The sequence below is a fragment of the Chloracidobacterium sp. D genome (assembly GCF_018304685.1).
Classification (GTDB): domain Bacteria; phylum Acidobacteriota; class Blastocatellia; order Chloracidobacteriales; family Chloracidobacteriaceae; genus Chloracidobacterium; species Chloracidobacterium thermophilum.
Map to the genome: position 1 here is coordinate 296549 of NZ_CP072635.1, position 15925 is coordinate 312473.

The following is a 15925-nucleotide window of genomic DNA, read 5'->3' on the forward strand; positions in this document are numbered from 1 at the left end:
TTGCCAGTGCGACTTCAGCCATGGCTTCGCGCGCCACATGCGGGACGCCCTGCCGCACGCCTCGTTCATAGGTTTCACTGGCACGCCGATCGAGCTGGCCGACGCCAACACGCGGGCCGTGTTCGGCGATTACATCAGCATTTACGACATTCAGCGCGCGGTCGAGGACGGCGCGACCGTGCCCATCTACTACGAAAGCCGCTTGGCCAAGCTCGATCTGCCGGAGGAACTCAAGCCGCGGCTTGACGCGGAATTTGAGGAGGTGACCGAGGGCGAGGAAATCGAGCGCAAGGAAGGACTCAAGACGAAATGGGCGCAGCTCGAAGCAGTCGTCGCACACGGCGAGCGACTCCCGTTTGCCGACGCTACGTTCGACTGTGCTGTTGCGTCCGAAGTCATCGAACATCTCCCAGAACCGGAGCGAGTGCTCGACGAGATGTGGCGTGTTGTCCGGCCGGGTGGACGTGTGCTCATCTCCACACCGTATCGGGAGCGCATTCGCTACGTCCTCTGCATCCACTGCAACCAGCCCACACCGATCCACGCTCACTTGAACAGTTTCGACGAACACCGACTCGCCTCGTATCTGCGCCAGGGACGGTTCGGCTATACAACGTTTGGGAACAAAGCCTTGCTCATTGCACGGACGCATGTTCTGCTCGGACGCGTTCCACACTGGCTATGGCGACTCGTCGATTGGCTCGCCAACAGGATTCTCCCCAAGCCTGCCCACATCGTTGCCTGGTGGGATCGTGCATAATCGTGTTCTGCTCGCGTAGAGTGCGCCCTGTTCGGAAGGGTCGCGTCACTTTCCCACCGCGTGCGATTTCCTCCCGCCGTCGGGTGCAACATCCCCTTCCATTCGGATTGGCACGTGCCTACTTGCGAAATTCTCTTCATGTTCGGGTAATTTTGCCTGTGGAGTACCCTTTCGGTCAGCATCAATGCCGGTGAGCGTTTTCATTTTGCCAACGCACAGAGCACAACCTACTGCGGCATATCCACGCTGCTCCTATCGGACAATGGGTGCGAAAGCGCTCTCTCAATGGAATCCTACTCCGTTCGTTTCACTATTGCCATTCTCGTTGTTCCACCATCTGTTTGCATAGCCATGAAACCACCCAAAAAGCACAAGGCTGAAATCACCATTTCCGCGCGGTTTGAGGAGATGGAATTTTTTGGCGCCTACATTCGAGAACTTAAGCTCTCGCTCACTACCCGTGACTCCCAAAGGCACCAGACAACGATCACGAATCGGTTGACAACCTACGACACCACGGTAGATGATGGCCGAGCGCTCAACGTTGAGATTCAGCATCCACAAATGCCTCACGGTGACGACATTTATAGCCAAAGCCACTTCAGTGATAAGCACACCCACTTTTAATTCTCGCGCTTGGGCTACAGCATTACCTTAGTGGTGCGGGACAGCACCATCTCGGCTGCATCCCCATAGTCCTGTGCCCGAAGTGGGAACAGCAATAGCTCTTGTGGCGAAATTTGCTTTGCACTTCGAGGAAAACACACCATGAAATCGCAACGTAATCGAGATGGAGCCTCAAGCACGGCGACGTTGGGCTACGAAGCACAGCTTTGGCGGATGGCCGACGCCCTGCGCGGCTCGATGGACGCCGCCGAATACAAACACGTGGTCCTGGGTCTCATCTTCCTCAAATACATCTCCGACGCCTTCGAGGAACGGCACGCATACCTCGAACGCGCGGTCAACGATCCCAAGGACGACTACTACATCGCGCCCTCGACCCTCAACCGCAGTCACTCTGTGGCCAAGCTACTGAATGACCGCGACCAATACCGCGCCAAGAACATCTTCTGGGTCCCGCCCGAGGCGCGCTGGGCGCACCTGAAGGCCCAGGCGAAGCAACCAACGATCGGCCAGCTCGTGGACGACGCCATGGCCGCCATCGAACGCGACAACCCGGCCCTCAAGGGCGTGCTGCCCAAGGACTACGCCCGCCCCGCGCTGGACAAGCAACGCCTCGGCCAGCTGATCGACCTCATTAGCAACATCAAAGTCGGCGATGAGGAAAGCCGCGCCAAGGACGTGCTCGGTCGTGTGTACGAATACTTTCTCTCGCAGTTCGCCAGCGCCGAGGGCAAGAAGGGCGGCGAGTTCTACACCCCGCGCTGCGTGGTGAAGCTCCTTGTCGAGATGCTCGAGCCCTACCGTGGCCGCGTGTACGACCCCTGCTGCGGCTCGGCCGGCATGTTTGTGCAATCGGTGGAGTTCATCCGCGCACACGCCAGCGGGAACGGCAATGGTGGCAAAGCCAAAGCTGACATCTCCATCTACGGCCAGGAATCCAACTACACCACCTGGCGGCTTGCGAAGATGAACCTCGCCATCCACGGGATCGATGGTCGCATCGAGCAGGGCGACTCCTTCCTGAACGACCGCTTCCCCGACCTCAAGGCCGACTACATCCTCACCAATCCGCCCTTCAACATGAAGAACTGGGGCGGGGAGCACCTCCGGAAGGACAAACGCTGGAAGTTCGGAATTCCGCCCGCGGGCAACGCCAACTTCGCCTGGGTCCAGCACATCATCCACCACCTCGCGCCCACCGGCGTCGCCGGCTTCGTCCTCGCCAACGGCTCCATGTCCTCCAACCAGTCCGGCGAAGGCGAAATCCGCAAGAACATCATCGAGGCAGACAAGAACATCATCGAGGCAGATTTGGTGGACTGCATGGTCGCCCTGCCGGGCCAGCTCTTCTACTCGACGCAAATCCCGGCGTGCCTCTGGTTCCTGGCCCGCGACCGTAGGGGCGGGTCAACGACCCGCAACCGCCGCGGCGAGATTCTCTTCATTGATGCCCGCAAGATGGGCCGCATGGTGGACCGCACCCATCGCGAGCTGACCGACGACGACATCGCTCGTATCGCCAACACTTACCACGCCTGGCGCACCGTAGGGGCGAGGCATGACTCGCCCCTACCGGAATATCGGGACATCCCCGGTTTTTGCAAATCTGCCACGCTGGAAGAAGTCCGCAAGCACGGCTACGTGCTCACGCCGGGCCGCTACGTCGGCGCCGCCGAACAGGAAGAAGACGACGAACCGTTCGACCAGAAGATGCAACGGCTGGTGGCGCAACTGCGCGAGCAACAGGCCGAAGCCGCCAAACTCGACGCCGCCATCGCCGCCAACCTCAAGGAGCTGGGCTTCTGGGAGATGAAACCATGACACCTGAGAGGCTCCAGGAACTGATCGCCGCTGGCGAATCTATCGACGTCGAGTTCAAGGGTGAAGAACGCAGCCCCTTGTCCGACGACGATTTAGTGGAGTCGGTGGTCTGCCTGGCCAATCGCGGTGCCGACACACCCGCTTGGCTACTCATCAGCGTGGAAGATGACGGCCGCGTTACCGGCGCCCGACCCCGTCACGAATCCGGGCGAACCGACCCAGTCCGCCTGACGGCCCTCATCGCCAACCGAACCCGGCCGTCGCTCACCCCGCGCATTGAGGTCGTTCCTTGCCAAGGCAAGGAAGTCATCGTCGTAGAAGTCCCGCCCCAGTTCGCTCCCGTGGGCACGACTTCAGGCCGTTACCTCCGCCGGGCGCTCGGCGGCGATGGCCGCCCTTGCTGCCTGCCGATGTTCTTCCACGAGATGCACGCCCGCCAGGCCGACCGCGGCGCGCAGGACTACTCGGCCCTGGTCATCCCCGAGGCCTCCTGGGATGACCTGGACCCGCTGGAATTCGAGCGTTTCCGCCGCAGCATCCGCGAGCACCGCGCCGGCGACCAGTCCCTCCTGAAATTGCCCGACCTCGAACTGGCCAAAGCCCTGGGTGCCGTGGAAGCCAACGGGCAGGTCCGCAGCATCCGCGTGCTGGGCTTGCTCCTGTTTGGCAAGGAAGATTCGCTGCGGCGTTTCCTACCCACCCACGAGGCCGCCTTTCAAGTCCTTCGCGGCCAGAGCGTCGAGGTCAACGACTTCTTCCGCTGGCCGCTGTTGCGCCTCATGGAGGAATTCGAGCAGCGGTTCGCTGCCCGCAACCGCGAGCAAGAGATCCTCGTCGGCATGGTGCGAGTGGCCGTTCCGGACTACCCGTCCGCCGCGTTCCGCGAGGCCCTCGCCAACGCCCTGATTCACCGCGACTACACCCGCTTGGGCGCCGTTCATGTCCAATGGCACGACGACCGCCTTGAGATTTCCAACCCTGGCGGCTTCCCGGAGGGCGTGCGGTTGGATAACCTGCTGGTGACCGCGCCCCGCCCACGTAACCCTCTCCTGGCCGACGCCTTCAAACGCGCGGGCATCGTCGAACGGACCGCCCGCGGCATTGATACCATTTTTTACGAGCAATTGCATAACGGCCGGCCCGCCCCCTCCTACGACCGCAGCAACGAGTCCAGCGTCGTAGTGGTCCTCCCCGGAGGGCAGGCGAACCTTGACTTCGTCCGCTTGGTGGTCGAAGAAGATCGCGCCGGTCGCAAGCTGGGTCTGGATGAACTTCTGCTCCTGAACGCCCTCTGGCAAGACCGACGCTTGACCACCGAAGAGGCAGCCCGCCTCATCCAGAAACCCGAATCCGAGGTTCGTGTCGTGCTCAACCGCCTGGTGGAAGCGGGACTGGTGGAACCGCGCGGGGAGCGCAAAGGCCGCACCTGGCACCTCTCGGCCGCCACCTATCGCCGTTTGGGCCAACCTGCCGCCTACGTTCGCCAGCGCGGCTTCGAGCCTTTGCAGCAGGAACAGATGGTGTTGCAATACGTCGCGACTCACGGGCAGATCACCCGTAGGGAAGCAGCGGAACTATGCCGGCTCGGTCCTTATCAGGCGACGCGTCTGCTTGGCCGGTTGGTGCAAGATGGGCGCCTGGTTCGCCGAGGTACGCGCAAGGGGACGTACTACGTTACGAGCGGAGGCAATAAAATATGAGCGTGCACAAATGGAATATGAGCGCGCTCATAAATATGAGCGCCAGGTTGACGGCGACACGCTGTTATCCGAAAAGACAACCCGGCATAGTGCGCGAGCAGCATGCCGAAGCCCGTCGGCTGGACGAGGCGATCTGGAAAAACCTCAAGGAACTGGGCTATGACGCTTGAGGAGCTGTTGCACGTCAAACGCGAGGAAATCCTGCAGGTGTGCGCCAGGTATGGCGCCCGCAACGTACGGGTTTTTGGCTCCGTTGCGCGTGGCGAGGCCGATGAACAAAGCGACATTGACCTGATTGTTGACTTCGAGCCGGGACGCAGTCTGCTCGACCATGCCGGGCTTTGGCTTGAGCTTCAGGAGCTGCTGGGAGTCAAGGTGGACGTGGTGAGCAGTCGCGGCATCAAGCCCCGTATCCGTGAGCGAGTCCTACGAGAAGGCATTCCACTATGAGGAACCCGAAGGGGCGATTGAAGGACATTCTGGATGCCATCGCGAAAATCGAGCGTTACGCCGCTCGGGGCCGAGAAGCGTTTGAACAGGAAGAACTGATTCAAACCTGGGTCTTGTACCACATTCAGCTCATCAGAGAGGTGGCGGCGCAACTTGGCAAAGCCTTTCATCAGGCCCACCCTGAGATACCCTGGGCGCAGATAGTCGCCATGCGCAACGTGCTCGTTCACGAGTATTTCGGGGTGGATTTGCAGGAAGTGTGGAGAACCGTGGAAAGAGACCTTCCCGCTCTAAAAAACCAGATAGAGGCACTTGTAAAACAGTTGGAGGAGCCAGGCTGCTATGGCGGGTGAAGTATTGCCAACTGGCTATGGCGAGTTGTTAGAGAATCTCAAATCGCGCATCCGTACTGCCAGGGTACAGGCGGCGCTGGCGGTCAACCGCGAACTGGTACTGCTCTATTGGCACATAGGCAAAGAGATTCTCCAGAAGCAGCAGCAGGAGGGCTGGGGCGCCAAGGTCATTGAACGCCTGGCCGATGACCTGCGTCGCGAGTTTCCCGATATGAAAGGGCTTTCCCGGGCGAATCTGTTCTACATGCGGGCGTTTGCCGAGGCGTACCCCGACCGGGAATTTGTCCAGCAGGTTGCTGGACAATTGCCCTGGTTCCACAATGTCACGGTTCTGACGAAGGTCAAAGATCCCAGCGAGCGGAAGTGGTACCTGCGGGCTTGTGTGGAACACGGCTGGAGCCGGGCGGTCCTCCTGCACCAGATCGAAAGTGGCCTTTATCATCGCCAGGGAAAGGCTCTCACCAACTTTGCCCGCACCCTGCCCGCGCCGCAATCGGAGCTTGCTCAGCAACTCCTCAAGGACCCTTACAACTTCGATTTTCTCAGCACACACGATGCTCTGCTGGAACGCGACCTGCACAAAAAACTCGTAGAACACCTGCGCGACTTCATGGTGGAGCTAGGCGTTGGGTTTGCCTTTGTGGGATCGCAGGTTCATCTGGAGGTGGGCGGCGAGGACTTCTACCTGGACCTGCTCTTCTATCACTTGAAGCTCCGCTGCTTTGTGGTCGTGGAGCTCAAAACCACGGAGTTCAAGCCTGAATACGCAGGCAAACTCAACTTTTACCTGTCAGCTGTGGACGACCTCCTGCGCCATCCCCAAGACAACCCCACAGTGGGTATTCTCCTATGCAAGGAGAGAAACCGTGTGGTGGTGGAGTACGCCCTGCGGGATGTGAGTAAGCCCCTCGGCGTGGCGGAGTACCGCCAGGCGCAGGCACTGCCTGCCGAACTCCGAGGTGCCCTGCCTTCGGTTGAGGAACTGGAAGCCGAGCTGGCTAAATTGGACGAAGGAAATTTGGAGGAAGAAGGCTATGGCGGGTGAGTGGGTGAAACGAAAGATTGGCTCCCTTGGGCGAGTTGTGACCGGGAAGACGCCGCCGACCGCGGATAGCTCCAACTTCGGCGGACCTTACCCATTCATTACAATTCCCGACCTTGATGGGCGCGTCCTAATCGACCGTACCGAACGCACTCTGTCTGAGAAGGGTGCAGAAATACTCCGTTCCTGCCTGTTGCCAGCTGGTTCGGTAATGATGTCGTGCATAGCGACGGTTGGGAGATGTGGCATCACTACTCGACCAAGCTTCACCAATCAGCAGATCAATAGCGTCATACCGAACGATGAGGTTGACTCCCGCTTCCTTTATTACGTGTTCACGCGACTTGGACATGAACTGGAATTCGCCGGTGCAGGTGGCTCTGTTTATACGAACGTCTCAAAGAACCGCTTCTCTGGCATTGAGGTCGTGCTTCCCGCCGATTTAAACGAACAGCGCGCCATTGCCCACATCCTATGCACGCTGGACGACAAGATAGAGCTGAACCGGCGGATGAGCGAGACGCTGGAGGCGATGGTGCGGGCGCTGTTCAAGTCGTGGTTCGTGGACTTCGAGCAGGTCCTCGCCAAATGTAGGGGCGAATCGGCGACTCGCCCCAATAAGCCTCTACATTCTGGCCAATTCGCCTCTTGGTTAGACTGACAATAGGACCTAACACTATGAAAAACGAAGCTGACACCCGCGCAACGCTGATCGATCCTAAGCTGAAGTCGGCTGGCTGGGCTGACACGCAGATCACTCGCGAACATTACTACCAGCGAGACCGACAATACACAGAAGGGCACATCATCCTAATCGGTGATCAAGTGCGCAGAGGAAAAACGCGCAAAGTGGATTATCTCTTAAGAGTGACAGACGCTTTTCCCATCGCCGTAGTGGAAGCCAAAGCGGAATCTGAACAACCCGAAGCGGGCCTCGAGCAAGTCAAGCGCTACGCTCAAGAACTCGGCTTAGCTTTTGCTTACTCAACGAACGGTCACCAAATCGTTGAATACGATTTCTTCACCAATTCGAGTCAAAATCTCGATCGCTTTCCATCACCGCAAGAGCTTCTTGAAAGATGGACGCGAAACGCTGGTATCTCAACTACCCCAGGAAACATAAACTTTACCGATAAGCGCTCCAATCCGCTGCTACACCCTTATTGCGCGGAGAGCGTCTGCGGCAAACAGCCCTTTTATTTCCAAGAGGTGGCGATTCGAGAGGTTATCAAGCGCCTGATGTGGAATCGAAATCGTCTGCTCCTGACAATGGCTACAGGGACGGGCAAAACTTTCGTCGCTTTCCAAATAGTCTGGAAACTCGTCAAGTCTGGGTGGCTTGAGCGCCTTCATCCGGGACGTCCCGGACGCATTCTCTTTCTTGCCGACCGCGTGGTTTTGCGAGATCAAGCCTATGACACATTTGCGCCTTTCGCCGATGGCACGAGCGAGCCGCGTTTTAAGATCGAAGGTCACCCTGAGAACTTGAGCCGAGACATTTACTTTGGCATCTATCAAACGCTTTGGAGTCCCGATGACAAGGGCAAACGGTTATTTGAAAAATTTCCTCGAGATTTTTTCGATCTCATCATCATTGACGAATGCCACCGATCGGGCTTCTGCACTTGGCGAGAGATCCTGGACCACTTCGGGACCGCCATCCACCTCGGTATGACCGCCACGCCTAAGCAGGACGACAACGTGGACACCTATGCCTACTTTTGCGCTGAGGAAGAAGAAGTCGCCATTGACCCGGATAACCCGAATCGCGGTACTTGGCGGCCACCTGCTTACCAGTACAGCTTGGGCCAGGGCATCGAGGATGGCTTCCTGGCCACCTACAAGGTACATCGGGTGCGCACCACGGTGGATGCGACAGGGCTGCGCCTGAAGGATGCGATCGAGCAGGGCGCGGAGGTGTTCATCCCAGAGGATGTCAAGCCGCGGGAGGTCTACACTACTCCCCAGTTCGAGCGCGAAATTGCCGTTCCCGACCGCACTCGCGCCATGGTCGAGCATCTTGCCGGACTCCTGAGTCAATTTGGGAATAGGGAAAAGACGATGGTCTTTTGCGTGGATATGGAGCATGCGCGCCTAGTCGCACGCCTCCTTCAGGACAAGTTCGGCCCGGAGACGGGGCTTTCTAACTATGCCGTGCCTATCATTTCAGAGGAAAGAGAAGAAGGGCGGCGAGCGCTTGAAGCCTTTGCCGATTCAGATAAAACTGCGCCGGTGGTGGCAACAACGGCAGAACTTCTTTCCACCGGAGTTGATGTCCCCTCCTGCCGAAATATCGTGTTCATGAAAACTCTCTCCTCGCCCATCCTCTTCAAACAGATCATCGGTCGTGGAAGCCGCCTGGACCCTGCGACCGACAAATATTGGTTTCGCATCATTGACTACACCGGAGCAACCCGGCTCTTTGATGAGTGGGATCGCCCCCCGCTGCCACCGCCCGAAGCTCCAACCGGTCCCCAAACCGCCGTTCTCGAAGGCACGGTTTTGCACGCCGAGACAGAACAACTCATTGTCGGCGCTAAAGTGAGCGTCCGCACCGGACCGAACAGCCAGCGAGGACCTATCCTGACCGATAAAAAAGGTCAGTTCCGGTTCGATCAGCTTCCTGCCGGTCAGCTACAACTGATCGTCGACGCCAGCGGCTTCGCTGGTCGCACCATCGGGGTTGAAACGGTAGAAAACGAAACCGTCACAGTAACAGTCGGTCTCAAACCAACCAAGGAAAAAGGCGGCAAGATTCGAGTAGAAGGGTTGGAGGTGACCATCGACGATGAGGCAATCTTTTTGATTGAGTCCACTGGCGAGCAGCTCACTCTCGAGCAATACCGGGATTACACAAAACGGCGCATCATCGAAACTGCCTCGACTCGTCAAACTTTACGGGACATCTGGGTTGACAGTATTCGCCGCCGTCGCTTTCTGGAAGACCTTCGCCGATCCAGCATCCATCCAGAGGTAATTGCTGAGGTGCTTGGTCAGAGTGATGCGGATGCTTTCGACCTTTTAAGCCATATCGCCTTCGACTCTCCCATCCACACTAAAAGCGAGCGTGCTACCGCTTTCCGTAATCGTGAACAAGCCTTCATCGCCAAGCACGGAGAAGATGCCCGCAAGGTGCTCCTTGAACTTTTGGAAAAATACCGCATCGGTGGCATCGAACAACTCGAACCCGAAATCTTCAGCGTATCTCCATTTCAAGAATGGGGCGGCGCTTTCAAAATCAGTAGCTGGTTTGGTGGGAAGGATTCTTTAAGGCAGTCCTTACACGAAATGCGAGGACGAATCTATGCTGAGGAGATGACTATATGAACGGAATGCAAACCCGTGAGGCCTTAGCCAACGAGATCTGGCGGGCTTGCGACATCCTGCGCCGGGACAACAACTGCGGCGGCATCATGGAGTATATCGAGCACCTCTCCTGGCTCCTCTTTCTGCGTTTCCTGGACGCCCAGGAAGAAGAATGGGAGACCCAGGCGCAGCTCGCCGGACACCCCTACACTCGAATATTGGATGGAGATCTGCGCTGGAGTGAGTGGGCAACAAAGGACTGGCCCGCCGACCGTCTGCTGGAGTTCGTCCACGGCCGGCTAATCCCCTACCTCCAAAGCCTGGGCGGCGACTCTCTGCGGGAAACCATTCGGAGCGTGTTCGCCGAACGGAACGTGATCGTCTGCGCCTCGGGCTACAACCTCAAGGAGGTTCTCGCCATCATCAACGGCATCGACTTCCACAGCCAGGACGACATCTTCATCGTCTCTCAGGTATACGAAGAACTCCTCCGTCGCCTGGGCAGCGAGAACCGCCTGGCAGGTGAATTCTACACGCCACGTTCGGTGGTGCGGTTCATGGTGGAGGTAGTAGACCCCAAGATTGGAGAGACCGTTTACGACCCGGCCTGCGGGACCTGCGGATTTCTTGTCCAGTCCTACCTGTGGATGAAGCAGTATGAGCGAACCCTGGATGACCATCGGACACTTCAGGAGCACACCTTCTTCGGCCAGGAGAAGAAGCCCATCCCCGCGCTGCTCGGCCTGATGAACATGGTCCTCCACGGGGTGACCGCACCGCGGGTGGTCCGGCGGAATACGCTGGAAGAAAACATTCGAAGCGTCACCGAGCGTTTTGATATGGTCCTGACGAATCCCCCATTCGGCGGCACAGAGGGGCGGCACATTCAAGCGAATTTTCCCATTCAGGCGACGGCCACGGAACTGCTCTTCCTCCAGCACATCATGAAGAAGCTTAAGCCCAGAGATGGCATGAAGAAGCTTAAGCCCAGAGATGGCGCGCGGTGTGGTATGGTCGTGCCCGAAGGCACCCTCTTCCGGGGCGGGGCGTTTGCCGAGGTGAAGCGGAACCTGCTGGATCAATTCAACCTGCACACGGTGGTGAGTCTTCCGCCGGGCACGTTCGCGCCCTACTCGGATGTGAAGACCGCCCTCATCTTCTTTGAACGACCGGGACCAACCCGGGAGATCTGGTATTACGAACTCCCGCTCCCCGAGGGTCTCAAGAAGTTCAGCAAGGGGAGTCCCATCCAGGACGAACACTTCAAGGAGGCCCGCGAACTCTACAAGGCCTGGGACGCCTACCGGAAGGGTCAGGGTCCCTGTGAGGCTTGCCTCTCCGAGCGCTCCTGGATCGTGCCGGTCAAGGAGATCAGGGCCCGCGGCTATGACCTCACCGCCCGCAACCCCAACCGCAAAGAGACCGAAGCCCTGCCCGCACCCATGGAGATCGTCGCCAGCCTCCTGGAGCGGGAACGCGAGATTCTGAACATCGTGGAAGAACTGGACATGATGTTGAGTAACGCAAACGGGGAGGGCGAAGCATGACCGAAGGACCCTACAAACTCCCCGAAGGCTGGCGGTGGATACGGTTGGGGGAGGCATGCGAGTATGAACGTCGGACAATAGATCCCTCCCGTCTCCCTCACCACGGATTTCTTGTTTATAGCATCCCTGCCTACGACAATAATAAGCAACCCGAGGTGCTCAAGAGATCCGCAATAGGTAGCGCAAAGTTAGTTATTCAACCCAATGTGTGCCTTTTCTCCAAGCTGAATCCGCGCATTCCTCGTGCTTGGGTTGTAAAGAGAGGTACTGTCAATTCTGAAAACCGGCTCCTTGCTTCTACCGAATTCATGCCGTTGCGGCCGCGACCTGCGCGACCTGAAATGCTGGATGTGGACTATCTTGGAATGCTTCTTTTAACGAGCACTTTCCTTGACCAAGTTCGCACCGACGTAACAGGTGCCACTGGGAGCAGACAAAGGCTGAAACCCGAGATCGTGCTTGATGCTTTCATCCCCCTCCCACCCCTTGCCGAGCAGCGGCGCATCGTGGCGCGGATTGAAGAGCTGATGGACCGGGTGCGGGAGGCACGGCGCTTGCGGCAGGAGGCCCAAAAGGACGCCGAGCGCCTCTGGCAGTCCGTCCTCGCCCAGACCTTCCCCCGCCCCGGCTCCGACCTGCCCAAAGACTGGCGATGGGTGCAGTTGGGGAAGGTGGCATGTCGCGACTCAGTAACGCTACAGCCAAACAGTCAGCCAGACACCGTGTTCCATTATCTAGGCATGGAGCATGTCGCACCCGGTCAATGGGATGAACCCACACCCGTTGAGCTTCCGGGGGCGGAAATCAAAAGCCAAGTCATAGTGTATCGTCCTGGACTTGTCCTTTATGGGAAACTCCGTCCCTATCTCAACAAGGTTGTTGTGCCTTCTGCGGAGGGTGTCGCCTCAACGGAGTTTATCCCTTTAGCAGTAAAGGAGGACGTGCTGGAACCACAGTATTTGGGAGCCTATCTTCGCTCGCCTTCGTTCGTTGCTTACGCCACTCAGAACACAACCGGAAGCCGTCAGCCCCGTGTGTGCCTTGATGCATTGTGGGGTGCGCCCATCCCCCTCCCACCCCTTGCCGAGCAGCACCGCATCGTAGCGCACCTTCAAGCAGTGCAGGAAAAAATCCAGGCTCTCAAGGAGGCGCAGGCGGCAACAGAGGCAGAACTCAAGCGCTTAGAGCAGGCGATCTTGGAAAAGGCGTTTCGTGGAGAGTTGTAAGCGCATGCAGGTAGACCTGTGGGGCAATCCCGTGGTACGTCGCACCTCATATTGGGTCTTCCACGATGAAAGCATGAGCATGCCTAACAGACGGTGGCTTCTCATCGGCTTGCTTTTCGTGAGAGCGGAGCACTTGGAGCAAGCCCGTGGGCTTCTGTACACCTGTCGCAAGCAGGGGAACTACTACGGGGAAATCCACTTCTCTGCGTTGCCGAAACGGTTCGAGGGAAGATATGGCGCCAAAGCCCGTGTCGCTCGACGCTGGCTTCAGGGGTATGAGCAAGGGCTTTCGGAGATTGCTCGATTTACCGCCTTAGCAGTTGACCGCCACAGCCCTGCCTTTGAGCATAATCGCTTTGCAAAAGAGTACCTTGCTTACAACCGCTTTACGGCTATGGCATTGAAAGCGGGTATCAGGTGGTTCCTTGGACCGGAGGACTGGGACAGTGTCACCATTACCTTCGTGTCAGATGCAAAGGACCGGATGAGCCGCCCGGAGCAAGGATGGACAGATAACTTCGAAACCTACTTGCCCTACCGCGCGGAGCTGGACGCGTTTTTGAGTCGAGAAGAAGGAAAGCCGTATCCCGGCGTGTCGCTGCAACTCCAGCTTCAGGATTCTGCAGCCTGTGACCTCCTTCAGCTCTGCGATGTATTGCTGGGTGCCACCCAGATGGCCCTCGTGGCAGGCTCACACCAACCGACAAAGCGGGAACTCGGCGCGGTGGTTGTTCGCTGGTGCCGCGATCTGCAGGAAACACGCTGGAAGCAGCAATTCGGGCTTTACCGGAAGTTCAACCTTTGGGGATTTCCGGACAAAAAAGATGCTACGTATAGCCCGGTGCCATTGCAACTTCAAGTAGGCACGAACCATCCGACGCTGTTTTGAGGGGGAACAGCTTGGTCTTTCCGAAGAGGAACTTGCCTTTTACGACGCCCTGGAGACCAACGACAGCGCGGTCAAGGTGCTCGGCGAGCCGACGCTGCGGCAAATTGCCCAGGAACTGGTCCGCACCGTCCGCGCCAACGTGACGATTGACTGGACGCTGCGGGAGAACGTGCGGGCGCAGTTGCGCGTGCTGGTCAAACGTATTCTTCGCAAACACGGCTACCCCCCAGACAAGCAGGAGAAAGCGACACAGACGGTGCTGGAGCAGGCGGAGGTGCTTTCGGCAGAATGGGCGGTGGCATAATTTCGGAGAAGGTCGAGAGCTGGACGTTCATTCCAGCATTGCTCTTTTCTCTGTAAACCTTCTTGTGAAAGAATATTCGCGATGCGCTACTCAGTCACTCCGCATCCCATTGAAACCCTATTGACCTGGGTGAAATCCGGCGAGATCGCCATACCCGAAATCCAACGGCCCTTCGTCTGGGATGCCATCAAGGTGCGCAACCTGCTTGACTCCCTTTACCGCGGGTATCCGGTTGGCTACTTGATCACCTGGCGCAATCCCACGGTCAGGCTCAAGGATGGCACGTTTTCGGCCGGCAAGCGCATCCTCATTGATGGCCAGCAGCGGATCACGGCGCTGATGGCCGCCCTCTTGGGCAGGGAGGTACTCACCAAGGACTACGATACCGTCCGCATCCGGATTGCTTTTCATCCGCAAGAAGAGCACTTTGAGGTCAGCAACCCCGCCATCGCGAAAGATCCCGCGTGGTTGGCAGATATTGCCGAGCTGTTCTCGCCCACTGCGAGTGTTTTCCAGATCGTGACAGATTATTGCCAACGGAACGCGGGTACCTCACAAGATGCCGTGTTCGCCACCCTCGAGCGACTGCGGAAGATCATTCACAACCACGTCGGCGTGATCGAGCTGGCTGACGATTTGGACATCGAGACGGTCACCGAGATTTTTATCCGTGTGAACTCGGCGGGTGTGGAGCTTTCCCAAGCCGACTTTGCCATGTCCAAGATCGCGGTGAACGAGAAATACGGGGGTAACCTCCTGCGCAAAGCGATTGACTATTTCTGCCACCTCGCAGTCGCTCCCGAATTCGCCTCGAAGATCGAAAATGGTGATCCGGATTTCGTACGGTCCGAGTTCTGGCCGGCCATGCGCTGGCTCAAGGACGTCAACGACGACCTCTACGACCCCACCTATACCGACATGCTGCGCGTGGCGTTCACCTACGAGTTTGGCCGCGGCAAGCTGCAGGACCTGGTGGCGCTGCTTTCGGGGCGCAATTTCGAGACCAAGCAGTATGAAGAATCAATTGCTGAGGAGTCCTTCGCTAAACTCAAGTCGGGCATTCTGGCCTTCATGAACAAAACCCATTTCGATCGCCTGACCATGATCCTGCGGTCGGCCGGCTTTGCCACCAGTGACCTGATCACTTCCCGCAACGCGGTCAATTTCGCCTACATTGTCTACCTGCGCGGCCGGTGCGAGGGGCTCCCACCTGACGAAATCGAGTGCTTGGTGCGCCGCTGGTATGCGATGTCCATCCTTACCGGCCGCTATACCAGCGGTCCCGAGTCGACCTTTGACCTCGACATCCGCCAGATCGAGGCGCAAGGACTGCGAAGCTATGCCGACGCCGTCATCGCAACCAAACTGCCGGACAGCTTTTGGACGGGAATGTTGCCTCAGCACATGGAGACCTCTACGGCTCAGTCCCTATACTTCATTGCATATCTTGCCGCCCAAGCGCGGCTTGGCGACAAGGGTTTCCTCTCCAAGGACATCACCGTGCGCGATCTCTTGCTCAACCGCGGCGACAAGCACCACATTTTCCCGCGGCGATACCTTCAGCAGCAGGGCTTGAGCCGTGGCCAGTACAACCAGATCGCCAACTTCGTCATGGCGCAAAGTGAAATCAATATCGCGATTGGCGACAAGTCCCCCGAAATCTATTTCAAGGAAATTGTTGAGCAGGTGAACGGCGGCCCGAAGCGCTACGGCGGCATCACCGACCCGGAGGTTCTGCGGCAAAACTTCGAGGAAAACTGCCTGCCGGAGAGTCTGCTCAACGGCCAGGTGCCGGACTATGAAACGTTCCTTGCCAAGCGACGCCGGCTCATGGCCCTTCGCATCAAACGCTGGTTCGAGGTGCTCTGATGACCGAGGAACTCAAGCCGTACCCCGCCTA

At 58.1% G+C, this 15925-nt stretch carries 13 protein-coding genes and 2 pseudogenes; all 15 read left to right on the forward strand.

Annotated features, from left to right (window positions below; translation table 11 throughout):
- Positions 1–4: 4 nt before the first annotated feature.
- A pseudogene (locus tag J8C01_RS12405) lies at positions 5–760 on the forward strand (methyltransferase domain-containing protein); the annotation flags it as partial.
- A 285-nt stretch (positions 761–1045) separates the two neighbouring features.
- Entirely contained in the window at positions 1046–1387 is a 342-nt protein-coding gene (locus tag J8C01_RS12410) for a hypothetical protein (protein WP_211433157.1), read from the forward strand.
- A 141-nt stretch (positions 1388–1528) separates the two neighbouring features.
- Positions 1529–3208, forward strand: a complete 1680-nt coding sequence (locus tag J8C01_RS12415) for a class I SAM-dependent DNA methyltransferase (RefSeq protein WP_211433158.1) — start codon at positions 1529–1531, stop codon at positions 3206–3208.
- Positions 3205–4908, forward strand: a complete 1704-nt coding sequence (locus J8C01_RS12420; RefSeq protein WP_211433159.1) for an ATP-binding protein — start codon at positions 3205–3207, stop codon at positions 4906–4908. The genes J8C01_RS12415 and J8C01_RS12420 overlap by 4 nt, the downstream gene beginning before the upstream one ends.
- A 35-nt stretch (positions 4909–4943) precedes the next feature.
- Positions 4944–5078, forward strand: coding sequence for a hypothetical protein (locus tag J8C01_RS15530; protein WP_256444044.1), 135 nt, complete (start codon positions 4944–4946; stop codon positions 5076–5078).
- Positions 5068–5358, forward strand: a complete 291-nt coding sequence (locus J8C01_RS12425; RefSeq protein WP_211433160.1) for a nucleotidyltransferase family protein — start codon at positions 5068–5070, stop codon at positions 5356–5358. Before J8C01_RS15530 ends, J8C01_RS12425 begins: the two co-directional genes overlap by 11 nt.
- The gene (locus tag J8C01_RS12430; protein ID WP_211433161.1) at positions 5355–5711 is read left to right on the forward strand and encodes a HepT-like ribonuclease domain-containing protein; all 357 of its coding nucleotides are present in this window, start codon (positions 5355–5357) and stop codon (positions 5709–5711) included. The genes J8C01_RS12425 and J8C01_RS12430 overlap by 4 nt, the downstream gene beginning before the upstream one ends.
- Positions 5701–6756: a PDDEXK nuclease domain-containing protein gene (locus tag J8C01_RS12435; RefSeq protein ID WP_211433162.1), complete on the forward strand. Its 1056-nt coding sequence runs from the start codon at positions 5701–5703 to the stop codon at positions 6754–6756. Before J8C01_RS12430 ends, J8C01_RS12435 begins: the two co-directional genes overlap by 11 nt.
- Complete coding sequence (locus J8C01_RS12440; RefSeq protein WP_211433163.1) at positions 6746–7414, forward strand: restriction endonuclease subunit S; 669 nt, start codon at positions 6746–6748, stop codon at positions 7412–7414. The genes J8C01_RS12435 and J8C01_RS12440 overlap by 11 nt, the downstream gene beginning before the upstream one ends.
- 17 nt (positions 7415–7431) lie before the next feature.
- Positions 7432–10080, forward strand: a complete 2649-nt coding sequence (gene hsdR / locus J8C01_RS12445) for an EcoAI/FtnUII family type I restriction enzme subunit R (protein ID WP_211433164.1) — start codon at positions 7432–7434, stop codon at positions 10078–10080.
- Positions 10077–11606, forward strand: a complete 1530-nt coding sequence (locus J8C01_RS12450) for a type I restriction-modification system subunit M (protein WP_211433165.1) — start codon at positions 10077–10079, stop codon at positions 11604–11606. The genes hsdR and J8C01_RS12450 overlap by 4 nt, the downstream gene beginning before the upstream one ends.
- The gene (locus tag J8C01_RS12455) at positions 11603–12832 is read left to right on the forward strand and encodes a restriction endonuclease subunit S (RefSeq protein ID WP_211433166.1); all 1230 of its coding nucleotides are present in this window, start codon (positions 11603–11605) and stop codon (positions 12830–12832) included. Before J8C01_RS12450 ends, J8C01_RS12455 begins: the two co-directional genes overlap by 4 nt.
- A 4-nt stretch (positions 12833–12836) precedes the next feature.
- Complete coding sequence (locus J8C01_RS12460) at positions 12837–13721, forward strand: hypothetical protein (protein ID WP_211433167.1); 885 nt, start codon at positions 12837–12839, stop codon at positions 13719–13721.
- Position 13722: 1 nt separating this feature from the next.
- A pseudogene (locus tag J8C01_RS12465) lies at positions 13723–14025 on the forward strand (type I restriction enzyme endonuclease domain-containing protein); the annotation flags it as partial.
- Positions 14026–14097: 72 nt separating this feature from the next.
- Entirely contained in the window at positions 14098–15894 is a 1797-nt protein-coding gene (locus J8C01_RS12470) for a GmrSD restriction endonuclease domain-containing protein (RefSeq protein WP_211433284.1), read from the forward strand.
- Positions 15895–15925: the final 31 nt, after the last annotated feature.